12 protein-coding genes and 1 pseudogene are annotated in these 12,123 nt (G+C 60.2%); 5 read left to right on the forward strand and 8 right to left on the reverse strand.

What is annotated here, in order from left to right; all coding sequences use genetic code 11:
* Nucleotides 1–68 precede the first annotated feature (68 nt).
* A complete protein-coding gene (locus V0R62_RS01760) occupies nt 69–1,118 on the forward strand; it encodes an alpha/beta hydrolase family protein (RefSeq protein ID WP_330102464.1) in 1,050 nt (349 codons plus the stop codon).
* Here V0R62_RS01760 and V0R62_RS01765 read toward each other — a convergent pair.
* The 6 genes and pseudogenes from V0R62_RS01765 to V0R62_RS01800 all read right to left on the reverse strand — a co-directional run bounded on the left by V0R62_RS01765 (nt 1,077) and on the right by V0R62_RS01800 (nt 7,511).
* Entirely contained in the window at nt 1,077–2,243 is a 1,167-nt protein-coding gene (locus tag V0R62_RS01765) for an MFS transporter (protein WP_330102465.1), read from the reverse strand. The two genes, V0R62_RS01760 and V0R62_RS01765, sit on opposite strands and share 42 nt — an antisense overlap.
* A 152-nt stretch (nt 2,244–2,395) precedes the next feature.
* Entirely contained in the window at nt 2,396–3,982 is a 1,587-nt protein-coding gene (locus tag V0R62_RS01770) for an ABC-F family ATPase (protein ID WP_050705397.1), read from the reverse strand.
* A pseudogene (locus V0R62_RS01775) lies at nt 3,966–4,664 on the reverse strand (site-specific integrase); the annotation flags it as partial. The gene V0R62_RS01770 and the pseudogene V0R62_RS01775, both read right to left, overlap by 17 nt.
* 513 nt (nt 4,665–5,177) lie before the next feature.
* Nucleotides 5,178–5,813, reverse strand: a complete 636-nt coding sequence (locus V0R62_RS01780) for a hypothetical protein (RefSeq protein ID WP_330102466.1) — start codon at nt 5,811–5,813, stop codon at nt 5,178–5,180.
* 556 nt (nt 5,814–6,369) lie between these two features.
* Nucleotides 6,370–6,564, reverse strand: coding sequence for a hypothetical protein (locus tag V0R62_RS26985; protein ID WP_330102467.1), 195 nt, complete (start codon nt 6,562–6,564; stop codon nt 6,370–6,372).
* A 422-nt stretch (nt 6,565–6,986) separates the two neighbouring features.
* Complete coding sequence (locus V0R62_RS01800) at nt 6,987–7,511, reverse strand: hypothetical protein (RefSeq protein ID WP_330102468.1); 525 nt, start codon at nt 7,509–7,511, stop codon at nt 6,987–6,989.
* Nucleotides 7,512–8,510: 999 nt separating this feature from the next.
* Here V0R62_RS01800 and V0R62_RS01805 point away from each other — a divergent pair.
* Entirely contained in the window at nt 8,511–8,750 is a 240-nt protein-coding gene (locus V0R62_RS01805) for a YceK/YidQ family lipoprotein (RefSeq protein ID WP_330102469.1), read from the forward strand.
* Between the two features lie 111 nt (nt 8,751–8,861).
* Here the strand turns inward: V0R62_RS01805 and V0R62_RS01810 are convergent, their stop codons facing one another.
* On the reverse strand, nt 8,862–9,386 hold the full coding sequence (locus tag V0R62_RS01810) for a GNAT family N-acetyltransferase (protein ID WP_330102470.1): 525 nt from the start codon (nt 9,384–9,386) through the stop codon (nt 8,862–8,864).
* A 115-nt stretch (nt 9,387–9,501) separates the two neighbouring features.
* On the reverse strand, nt 9,502–9,684 hold the full coding sequence (locus V0R62_RS01815; protein WP_330102471.1) for a hypothetical protein: 183 nt from the start codon (nt 9,682–9,684) through the stop codon (nt 9,502–9,504).
* A gap of 850 nt (nt 9,685–10,534) precedes the next feature.
* Between V0R62_RS01815 and V0R62_RS01820 the strand changes: the two genes are divergently transcribed.
* From V0R62_RS01820 to V0R62_RS01830, 3 genes are all read left to right on the forward strand, one after another.
* Entirely contained in the window at nt 10,535–10,915 is a 381-nt protein-coding gene (locus V0R62_RS01820) for a hypothetical protein (RefSeq protein ID WP_050705403.1), read from the forward strand.
* Between the two features lie 166 nt (nt 10,916–11,081).
* On the forward strand, nt 11,082–11,633 hold the full coding sequence (locus V0R62_RS01825) for a GNAT family N-acetyltransferase (RefSeq protein WP_330102472.1): 552 nt from the start codon (nt 11,082–11,084) through the stop codon (nt 11,631–11,633).
* A gap of 121 nt (nt 11,634–11,754) precedes the next feature.
* Nucleotides 11,755–12,102 (forward strand): hypothetical protein, encoded by a 348-nt coding sequence (locus V0R62_RS01830; protein ID WP_330102473.1) that lies wholly within the window; start codon nt 11,755–11,757, stop codon nt 12,100–12,102.
* The last annotated feature ends 21 nt before the right edge of the window (nt 12,103–12,123 follow it).

A 12,123-nucleotide genomic window follows, 5' to 3' on the forward strand; every position in this document is an offset into this window, starting at 1 on the left:
AGCCGGGTTCTATGCTGGCATCCATCCCCGAGTGCCGCGCAGTGCCTTGCCACGAGGAGTGCCCTGCGATGAAACGAACCCGCATGCTGATGGCGTTGTTGCTGCTCGGCGGCCTGCTGGCCCGCGCCGACGCGGCGCCGTGGGTGGCCGGGTTGCACCGCCTGACGCTCACCGACCCGGTGGACGCCCGGCCCATGCAGGCACTGGTGTTCTACCCCTCCAGCGGCGAAGCGCGTCCGGTGCGTATCGAGGGCTACCAGACCCGTGTCGCTGAAGAGGCGCCGGTGGCCATGGGTCAGTTCCCGCTGCTGGTGATCTCCCACGGCAACACCGGCAGCCCGATGGCCTTGCATGACCTGGCCAACGGCCTGGCCCGCCAGGGTTTCGTGGTGGTGGCGGTGGTCCACCCCGGCGACAACAACCGCGACCATAGCCGCCTGGGCACCCTCAGCAACCTCTATGGCCGGCCGCTGCAGATCAGCGCCGCGATCACTGCGGCGCGCAACGACAGGCTGCTCGCGCCGTATCTGAATGACGGCAAGGTCGGGGTGATCGGTTATTCCGCCGGTGGCGAGACCGCGCTGATTCTGTCAGGTGCGCGGCCTGATCTCGAACGTCTGCGCCGCTACTGCGAGCAACGCCCTGGTGACGCGGATGCCTGCAAGACCCATGGCGTGCTGATCGCCGACCACAGCGAGCTGGAGCCCCGCGCCGACCCCCGGGTGGGGGCGGTGATGCTGATGGCGCCGTTGAGCCTGATGTTCGGCCGCCACGCCCTGGCCGGCGTGCAGGTGCCGGCGCTGATCTACAGTGGTGACAATGACCAGTTGCTGGCCTTGGAGCACAACGCCGATGCCCTGGCGCGCAAGCTGCCGGTCACGCCTGACTACCGCCTGCTGGCCGGCGCCGGGCACTTCGTGTTCATGGCCCCCTGCGACGACGAGCAGCACCAGCGCATGCCAGTGCTGTGCAAGGACGCCGAGGGCGTCGACCGTCGACATATCCATCGCTCGCTGCGCAGCGAGACCATCACCTTCTTCAGCCAGGCATTGGGCGCGCCGGAGCCCGCCGAGCGTTCAGCCGCGGCGGGCCAACAGCAGGGTCAGGCCCACCCCTGACAGGGCGAGCAGGGCGGCAACGCAGAAGATCGAGGCATACCCCAGGTGCACCGCCACCGCGCCCATCACCGGGCCGGCGATGGCCAGCGCCAGATCGAAGAACACTGCGTAGGCGCCGAGCCCGGCGCCACGGCTGTTGCTGGGCACCTTGTGGATTGCCTCGACGCCCAGGGCCGGGTACACCAGCGACAGGCCGAAGCCGGTCAGCCCGGCACCGACCAACGCCCACAGTGGCGAGGGTGCCAGCCATAGCATTGTCAGCCCGAGCACTTCGGTGGCCATACAGGCAATGGCCACGTTGTAGCCGCCGAAACGGTTGACCGCGTTGACGAACAGCAGCCGCGACAGAATGAAGCACAGGCCGAAGGCGCTCAGGCACCAGGCGGCGCCGATCCAGCCCCGTTCCAGGTAGTACAGGGTGACGAAGGTGGTCAGGGTGCCGTAGCCGATCGACGCCAGGGTCAGTCCCACGCCACAGGGCGCCACGCGGCCGAACGCCGACCAGAACGGCAACCGTTCGCCGCGCACCACCACCACGTCCGGCCGGGTGCGCAGCACCAGCAGGGCCAGCAGCGCCAGGCCCAGCAGTGCCGGCCCGAGCACGGCGAAGCTCAGGCCATCCACCAGCAGCACGCCGGCTGGCGCGCCGATGGCGATGGCGCCATAGGAGGCGACGCCGTTCCAGGAAATGACCCGTGCGGTATGTTCCGGCCCCACCTGGCCGATGCCCCAGCTCAGCGTCGCGACGCCGATCAGCCCCTGGGCGATGCCCAGCAGCAACCGGCCGCCCAGCAGCAGCGCCAGGCTCAGCCAGGGCAGGGCGAGGGTCCAGGCCGACAGCAGGGTCAGCGCGCCGCAGCCGGCGATACCGTACAGGCCGTAGCGGATCGCGCGCTTGCCACCGAGGGTGTCCGCCACCCGCCCGGCGAAAGGCCGGCTGAGCAGGGTGGCCAGGTATTGCAGGCCGATGGTCAGGCCGGCGATCACCGCGCCGAAGCCCAGCTGGTCGTGCACATGGCCGGGTAGCACCGCGATCGGCAGGCCGATGCAGAGGAAGGCAATGAAGGTGTAGAGGACGATCGAGAGGATCTGCAGAGTGACGCTGGAGGCGTGTGGCGCGGTCATGGGCTCGTTCGCGGGCGGGCGGTGGGCTGTGCCCATCATGGCCGCTGCGCGACGGAAAAGAAAGCAGGCTAACTAATTAAACGCACTGCGGGGCAAGTCGCATCGGCGCACCGATGCGACTTGCCCCGCAGTGAAGATTGCTCAGCGTTGGATCAGACCACCACGCCCTGACTGCGCAGGTAGTCGTCATAGGTGCCGCTGAAGTCCACCACACCATCGGCCGTCAGCTCGATGATGCGGGTGGCCAGCGACGACACGAACTCACGGTCGTGGCTGACGAACAGCAGAGTGCCCGGGTAGTTCTCCAGCGCCAGGTTCAGCGCCTCGATCGATTCCATGTCCAGGTGGTTGGTCGGTTCGTCCATCACCAGCACGTTGGGTTTCTGCAGGATCAGCTTGCCGAACAGCATGCGGCCCTGTTCACCACCGGAAATCACCTTCACCGACTTGAGGATCTCGTCGTTGGAGAACAGCATGCGTCCCAGGGTGCCGCGGATTACCTGCTCGCCGCTGGTCCACTGGCCCATCCAGTCGAACAGGGTGACATCGTCCTCGAAGTCGTGGGCGTGGTCCTGGGCGTAGTAGCCCACCTCGGCGCTGTCGGTCCACTTCACTTCGCCCTTGTCCGGGGTCATCTCGCCGACCAGGGTGCGCAGCAGGGTGGTCTTGCCGATGCCGTTGGGGCCGATGATGGCCACGCGCTCGCCGGCTTCGATGGTGAAGCTGAAGTCCTTGAACAGCACCTTGTCGTCGAAGGCCTTGGCCATCTTCTCGACGGTGACCGCCTGGCGGTGCAGCTTCTTGGTCTGCTCGAAGCGGATGAACGGGCTCACCCGGCTCGACGGCTTGACCTCGGCCAGTTGGATCTTGTCGATCTGCTTGGCGCGCGAGGTGGCCTGCTTGGCTTTCGAGGCGTTGGCCGAGAAGCGGCTGACGAAGGTCTGCAGCTCGGCGATCTGCGCTTTCTTCTTGGCGTTGTCCGACAGCAGCTGTTCGCGGGCCTGGGTGGCTGCGGTCATGTACTCGTCGTAGTTGCCCGGGAACAGGCGCAGCTCACCGTAGTCCAGGTCGGCCATGTGGGTGCAGACGCTGTTGAGGAAGTGACGGTCGTGGGAAATGATTACCATGGTGCTGTTGCGCGCCGTGAGGATCGTTTCCAGCCAGCGGATGGTGTTGATGTCCAGGTGGTTGGTCGGCTCGTCGAGCAGCAGTACATCCGGGTCGGAGAACAGCGCCTGGGCCAGCAGCACACGCAGCTTCCAGCCGGGAGCGACTTCGCTCATCGGGCCGAAGTGCTGTTCCAGGGGAATGCCCAGGCCCAGCAGCAGTTCGCCGGCACGGGACTCGGCGGTGTAGCCGTCCATTTCGGCGAACTCGGTTTCCAGCTCGGCGACGGCCATGCCGTCTTCCTCGGTCATCTCCGGCAGGGAGTAGATGCGGTCGCGTTCGGCCTTGACCTTCCACAGCTGCTCGTGGCCCATGATCACGGTGTCGATCACGGTGAATTCTTCATAGGCGAACTGATCCTGGCGCAGCTTGCCCAGGCGGGTGTTGGGCTCGAGCATCACCTGGCCGCCGGACGGCTCCAGGTCGCCGCCGAGGATCTTCATGAAGGTCGACTTGCCGCAACCGTTGGCGCCGATCAGGCCGTAGCGGTTGCCGTTGTTGAATTTTACCGAGACGTTTTCGAACAGGGGCTTGGAGCCGAACTGCATGGTGATATTAGCGGTGGAGATCAAGTGCCTTACCTATCAATAACTTACGTGGAGTCTTCGCAGCTACGGACCAATTTCGGACCAATTTCGGACCAATTTGGAGCTTTTCGAGCTCCTGCCAGTCGCTGGACGAGTTGATCCAGCGTGCATACGTCGATAAGAGCATCTGCACGCTGTGCCCGAGCTGTTGGGCGATAAATGCGGGGTTGAGACCAGACATTAAACATATTGTCGCATAGGTGTGGCGGCAGTTGTATGGCGGCCGGTATCGAATCCCGAGCCGTCGGAGGATCGGTCGCCACTGGTGGTGCAGATCAGACGTCTGCTTGACGTATTCCCCATTCTTGCCGGGTGGAAACACATACGGTGATTCCGTGAACCGGCCCTTTCCCTTCCTGCGCCGCTCCGCGTACTGCTTTGCGTACCAGAGCGCGTGCAAAGCCCTTTCGTTGAGCAGGACGAACCGATCCTTGTTGGTCTTGGTTCGTTCCTCAACCACTCCCAGTGCGATGGTTCGTCGGACATGCACCGTTTTCTTGGTCATGTCGACCACATCCCAACGCAGTGCCAAACCCTCTGACAGTCTCAGGCCTGAGAAGAACATGAATTCGAAGAACGCTGCATAGATCAGGCTGGGCCAGTGCTCGTGCCGGTACAGTTCCTGGATGATCTTGTCGGCTTCCTCAAGCGTGAAGGGGGCCACCTCAACGTTGCGCTGCACCGCCTCTTCCCACTCGGCCAGGGTAAGGTCCAGGGGGGCAGCCAGCTTTCCCGCTGGGCTTGGTGGTCTTGGTCTTTTTCCGGGCATCGGCAAGCGCTGTTGCGGCAGTCATGCCGAACACTGCGAACGTACTCATGGTGATCTCCGAGCAGGCGCCGCCCTCGCCGGGTCGGCGTTATCGTTGAATAGGGGAAGGCGCTGGCGGGCAGCGCTATATGCGTGGCTCGGCGAGGCGATGGTATGCTTCGCCAAATCATGAGCTGGGAGGCCTTATAGTGGCCAAAAAATATTCGAAAGGATGGTTATGTGCTGGCGTTGCAATGTTTTTGTTGGGGTTAATCGTGGCGGTTCCAGCCCCTGGGCCATTGGCTTTTTTGTGTTTAATCGTCTCGGCTGTTGGGATCATTATCATGAGCCAGAACTATGAGAACTACCTGAACTGCGACAAGGGCTGCTATTCACAGCAAGAGCATGAGAAGTACTGCCTTAAGCCTGAGGTCAAAGACCAGGTTTGAGGCGCTGGCGGGCAGCGCCGGAGGGGCAGGCGTCGGCGGTTGCGTCAGTTGCTGGCTTCGGCTGGTAGACCAGCGTGCCATCGAGGATGGCGGCCTTGATCGCTTCGAACTCCCAGGCGAAGTACTGCGACTCGACGTAGACCCGCAGCTCGGGGTAGTCGTGCTGCTTGCGGCGGATGAAGGCCTCGGCCGCTTCCTTGGTGAAGTGACTGTTCACGATTTCCCAGTGCTTGTTCCAGCCGGTGACGGTGTGGTCCTCGAGCTCGGCCAGGAACTCCCACTGATCGTCCGCATCCAGCTCAAGGAAATCGCATTCGTGGTCAACCTGGACCGCCTGGTTGATCTCCTGCTGCTCTTCCTCGTCGAGGTCTTTCCAGTACTCCTCAGGACTGAACCTGCGCCTGTCTTCCAAGCAAACCACCAGGCCCTCGGCGTAGTCAGCCTCATAGCCGTAGTCGATGCGCTTCTGCTGCACGGTGAATAGCGCGCATGCTGTGTGGTGCCACTTCACACCTTGGCCATTGCAGTGGTGGCGAAGGCGGGAAACGAAGTCCGCCCAGGTGTCGGCGTTCATCGGGTGTCCGGTTGCCAGGCTCGGGCCGGCTTCGGTATCGCTCATGGCTTTCTCCATGCATGCGCCGCCCTCCGTGCTGGTGGCGGCATGGTGGCAATTTGGTTTGAGGTGGGTATTTCTATCAATCTCCCACGGCTATGGTGAAAATAATTGATGCAGAGGGCGCAAAAAATTATTGTGATTTAATGACAGAGGTTAAAAACCGAGTATTTTCCATTAACAGGATATTGGATGGTAAGTGTGACCTTGGTTTTGTGCCGGTCAATGCTGATACTGTTTATCTACAGTTTAGGAAGATATTGGAGTTGATCGCCTTTGGTTCTCTTGTTGCAAATTTTAAGATTTATTCGCAGGCGAGAGGCTCGCAAAGCCCTCTCGTTCAGCTATCCCTCCCTGTCTTCGTCCTTTCCTCAACCTCGCCCAGCCTAGGCACCCAGTACAGGTTCAGTGCGCTCTTGTAGTTGTTGTGCGTGCCCTGGGTGATTTCTCGGCAGTCCAGCCAGAACTGGGCGTACTCGCCGAATGTCGGCCCCGGCCTGGGACCCAGGGAAGAGCTCGGCGTACTTCTCCTGGTCCAGCAAGCCAAGCCTGTTCAGGCTCGCTACCTGATCGCGAAGGCTGGATGCAGCCTTGATCCCTTTTTGTGACGGGGAACCGGGATCGTGTAGCTGTCGAATGGCCCGCCGTAGGTCGGTACCATGCCGTCATCTGGATGCTCGATCCACATGAAGAACTGGCGTCCTGTAATAGGGCATTCATCCGGGTACCAGCGTGCCGCCTGATTTCCTTCGGGCATGACGATTCCTTGGCCGCTCGCTCGCGGCAGTGAATAGAGGGGAGCGGGGTTATAGCTGGGTGGAGTACAAATGTGCTCTTTGCGGGGTGTCAGTCATCGGTGCCGGTGTAGGTCCGCCATGGCACCTTCACACCATCGACCAGAACCCCCCAGTCACCGCGCCTTATTTTTGAGTCTCACAGCCAATAGCTTGGGCGCTGCTGCATCCAGGCATGGATCTTCAATAGTGGTCGGGGTGCTGATGTTTTCCCTCGGCTACTGGATGCAAAGATCAATGGCATGGCCCAGCTCGGCCTGAACATCAGCGGGTTGGAAGAGGTTGATGGGGCGCTGTACGCGCAGTCGTGGTGGTGTCGAATTGGATGAAGTAGGCGGGGGCTACCGCAGGGACCAGAACTCTGGGCCCCGCGGTAGCAGATAAGTTAACCGACTCTGATAATTGGCCCGTCATTTGCTCCCGAAGTTGTATCTGCCGACGGATTAAAGGTGAGCAAGACATTGCTCACGGTAAAGGTTTGATGTTGGCGTGCGGTGTTCGCCATGGTGCCCCACCGGATTCGAGAGTATCCAGGAGTCTTGGCGGTACCTGAGCCATTACCCTTGTCATCAATCCGGCCACAAGTGAACTCCATGGACTGTAACCCCTCGGCCTCATCGACGTTCCACCACCGCACATTCGCGACCGTGTTGTCGTTCTCTATGACGTTATTGAGCTTGATACTGAACGTCGCCGATTTGAGGGCAATGCCCGAGGTGTTCTCCAAAACTGGAGCCAATATCGCGGTTTGGTCCGCTTCTGGAGGGTAAAACTCCTGGCTGTTCAGATTGAGCGTCACTGGGGTTGGCAGCGTCAAGCTGATCTTGATGCCATTCTGCTCGTAGAGGGTGAACTTTTTAAGAGCCCCTAAGCTGTCATTCGAGACTGTTTTCTTGAGTGCTTCAGACATTTTAATTTCCCTTTATTATTAAACTAGAAACTCTGGATGGATAAGAGTTTCTCCCTGTTGTATGAATCCAGCACTTGCATACGCTCAGCTATTAAAGGCTGGTAAATTGCCACTGTCAAATTTCATGGTTACGCCGATGATCTGTTTGCCATCTCACAGCCGACCCAGGCCAGCCGGGTGATGGCGGTACTGGATCAGATCAGCGAGCGTTGGGGCGGGGAACGTTGAGATTTGCCAGAGTGCTATCACCCCCAGAATAGGGTATGCGTCGAGGGATAATGAGTAAGAGTTATGCTATTGAACTTGATCAATCATGGTCCGTTGCTTGCGAGTGAGGGATTGATGTTCGTTCGGCAGGGCGCAAGAGGAGGGATATACTGATTCCAATTTTTATGCCAATGTGGTTGATTTGGGGGTGTTCCAGGGTGGTTTGGTCCAATGAAATAAACGCTTTTCAACCGCCAAATATAACTTTAGAGCTACATGGTGATATTTGCGGTGAAGATCAAAGCGCTTAGCTATCAGTAGCTTACATGCTGGACTGGCAACTGATACCGATTTGATACCAACCTTGAGCTTTTTCAGCTTGATCCAGTCGGAGCTTGAGTTGAGCCAACGTGCATACGTCGACGGCAGCACTTGCACGCTGTGACCCAGCTGTTGGGTGATAAATGCGGGAGTTTAGGGTCTGTACGAAATGTGTCTGCGCGAAGGCCAGACAAGGCGAAACGAGGGAGGAAGCGGAGTGTACTGGAGTACATGAGCATTCCGAGCCCCGTTTCAACGCAGTATGGGCGAGTGCAGATACATTTCGTACAGATCCTAGGCCAGACATTGCCCTACTGTCGCATAGGTATGACGATAGTTGTATGGGGGCTCCTTATCCCGGGACACGATTCAGCCTGGTTCTGCGTCGGCGGCGGTTGGTGACCAACTCCCCTCAGCAGTGTCTATGCAGGTCTGCGCAAAGAAGTAATAAGGAAGTAATAAGGACGTTACGTGGTTCGCAAGGCGATTTTACTGGTGCTGATTGCCAGTTTGAACGGATGCATGGCCACCGCCATGCGCATGGATTATGACAAGCACCGTTGCCCCTACATCGGCCTCAGGTTCGATTGGTGGCTGGTCGGCACATCCAAAGGCAAGCTCATTCCTTTTTTACTCATGGACGCGCCATTCTCCCTCGTGGTCGATACCGTCTTCTTTCCCTTCGAATATCAATACAGCTGCAACTTTTGACGTAGCGGACTCGCCCGCACCGGGGGTGTGATCCACGTGATGCCTTCCCGACGTTGCACTCACGCAGCCAGACGGTACTTACCTCGTCGACTGCCTTTGAGGCAGGCGGGCTCACGCTTGCAGGCGCTTGCCGAACAGCTGGTTGTCATGGGTCTCGCTCTGGAACGTATAGGGTTGCGAGCCCAAGTGCTCGTACCCCTGTCGTGGGTAGAACGCCAGCGCCCGGTCATTCCTCGCCCAGACAGTGGCCCACATGAGCGACCCACCATCGCGCTTGGCCTGTCGCTCGGCGGCCTCGAGCAAGCGGTAACCAATACCTTGCCCGGTAAATCGCTCCTGCAGGTAGAGGCATTGCAGCTCGCACGCCTGGGGGGTGGCAATCCGTTCATGGCCGGTGTTCATGGCGACCTGGGCAAAACCGACCAGATGGCCGTCAATCTCTGCGAGCGTGATGAAGGTATCTGGCCTGGCAATCACCTTCGACAGGCTGTCTGGCGAGAAGGCGTCCAGGGCTTCCTGGGCGATGGCGTCGCGAATGCCTTCGGTGGCATAGGTGTCGAGAAATACCTGAATACCCAGTGCGGCAAGACACAGGGCATCCTGAGGGAGTGCTTTGCGCAAAGTGATCGGCTGCATTGATTGCCTCCTGGCATCGCCTGTCTGGGCCGGGCAGGAGTCCATCGCCAACCGGGTAAACAGGCCTCTGTGGATCTGGCTCCTGGCTCACTCTAACAGCTTGGGCAGGGCCTGTTCAGTCAGCGGTCGATCCTTCAAGCGCAACTGTTCTCATGCCTGCCTGGCGAACCTCTCGCGGCGGCAGCGGTTTCGCCGCGCTGGGCCCATCGCCACACTGCATTCCCTTCAGTTCGCTGGGCGGAATGTGGACATGCAGCTGCCGACGGCGCTGCTGGATGATCTTCTGGATGCGTCTCATGGGGGCACACCTTGATGGGCATCCTTGCGAGAGCCGGAGGGCATGACCATCAGTAAACGCCTGTTTGCCAGAAACGCCCGTCTCGCCTGACCAATGGACGTGGTCCCGGCGCTGGCGGGCTGGAATGGGAGTTGCTTGATCCCGGGAAACCGATCATGCGGGGAGAGCTGACATGTTCCAGGATGACTTCTATTTCATGAGCTTCGTCGTGGCCGCCGTGCTGGCTTTGGATGTGGTGGCGGTTTTCGTGTTCCTGCAGGCCAGTGCCTGATCCCCACTTCTGGGGATGTCACCCCCTGAATCGGGGACAGGTGCATGCATTCGTCCTGGGGTAGGCCCGGGGTGATATGCTGCGCCGCTGACCTGATAGGGAGTCTGTGGATGGCGTGGATGGACCGTGTAAGAGCGACGAGTGAGCGGTTCACCGCTCGGCAACGTTGCATTGTGGGAGCGGGCCTGATGATTGCCTGGCTCGTAGGGACTGTCGCGTTCCCCGGTGTCGATCTTGTGTTTCTGTATGTCGGTTCAATGCTCATGTTCTTCGGTGCCGTGACGGCCCGGATCAACAAGCGGCATTGAGCGACCTTCGTGGTGCCATGCACCGCATCGCGGGGCAAGCCCGCTCCCACGCTGGTGATGCCAGTAACTCGGCTACCACCGCGACAGCGCGGCCCAAAGGGTTGGCGGGCTCCGCAGATCCTTGCCAGATCATTCTGTCTGTTCGAGTGCCTGAGGTCTTGAGTTGATATCCATATGGGTGCTCCGCTTGTCTGCCGGCGCAGCCGACCCACGGGACGCTAGTACACTCACCCGTGCGGTAAGCAAGTCCCACTCATAAGGAGCATGAGTCATGGCACAGCAACAAAAGGCTTTTGATGAAGAACTGGCCGCCGATGTTCAGGTGCCTCCGGGTTATACCTACCTGAGCAGCGGTCGTTGTGATGTGAAGGGCAAGGAAGGAGAGCGGGCCGGCGCGAACTTCGTCGAAGCGCAGATCCAGCAGTACAAATCCTTCATCCTCAGGACCACCGCCGGTGCGGGCACGTTCATGGTGCGTCTGGACTACTCTGGCGGCAGCGACAAGAACCTGCAGTACGTCAGTATCGATGCGAACTACTCCGCCCAGGAGACCTTCAACATTCGCAGTGTTTCGATGAGCAACCTGCGTGGCTTGTTCGCCGCCGGCAAGAGCTCGGCCAACCTGAGTTTCTACGTGTTCGGAAAACCTTGATCGGGTTCGCTTGACCTGCATGGACTCCGGTCGATCGACGGCCGGAGTCTTGCGACTGCAATCCTGTGACTGTGCTAGATTCCTTCGCCTTGCAGGCATCGAATGGGTGGTTTTTCGCCCGGGGCGATGCGAGGAGTGCCTGGTAGAAGGGAGTTTCAGCCTACCCATGTTCATCGAAACACCACGTCTTGTCCTGCGCCCCTGGGCCGAGCGGGATATCGAAGCTTTTGCCCTCGTCAATGCCGACCCCGAAGTCAGGCGCTACTACTACCCCGCGATACTGTCTCTCGATGAAACCAGGTCGATGCTCGCGGACTGCGATCAACATCTGCAGGTCCATGGATTCGGTTTCGTCGCCGTCGAGCGAAAGGTCGATGGCGCGTTGGTCGGCGGGCTTGGACTGTCCTTGACCGGGGATGAGATCCCTGGCGGCCCGCAGGTCGAAATCGGCTGGATCCTCGGGCGCAGCCATTGGCGCCAGGGGTACGCCTTCGAGGCGGCCAGCGCTTGCCTGGGGCACGCGTGGTCGACGCTTGGGCTGAGGCAAGTCATTGGCTACACCTCCAGCATCAACACCCCGTCGCGGGCATTGATGGAGCGGCTGGGGATGCGTTCGGATCCGGCAGAGGATTTCCCCGACCCGACGGTGCCCGAAGGCAATGCATTGCGGCCGCACGTGCTCTACCGAATCGACAGGCCTGAAAGCCAGGCGATATAACGAACCGGCCTACCGCGCCCGTCAACTGCGGCTAGTCTTCAAGATCGTAAGCAGACTATTAAAAAGGGTGATAGGTGCCTGACTCTGTCCAGGGCTTCCTGCTGGGGTGGTTGGAGTCTGTATGAGCCGTTTGATGATGGCAGTGGCCGTCAGCCTGTTGCTGGCCGGCTGCGCGCATGATCCCGATATCCGGGCGGGCCGTGACAACACCTTCGGCATGACGTCGAAAAGCCCGCCGGAGTACCTGAACTGCGTCAAGGCCGAGCTTCCCGATACGGCCACGACCTATGTCGTGCAGAACCAGGACGCCCTGGAGCTGTTTGTCGCCAGCACTGACCCGAACAAGGCCGAGGGACTGGTCAAGGTTCAAGGCGCAGCCGGGCGGCAGCAGTTCTCGGCTTACCAGCGTGATGCCTGGTATGACAAGGGGCGCTTGCTCGATGCCGCGCTGATGTGTTCGCGGGTATGATCGCAGCGTAGCGGGGCGCGC

The sequence above is a fragment of the Pseudomonas carassii genome (genome assembly GCF_036324045.1).
Classification (GTDB): Bacteria; Pseudomonadota; Gammaproteobacteria; order Pseudomonadales; family Pseudomonadaceae; genus Aquipseudomonas; species Aquipseudomonas peradeniyensis.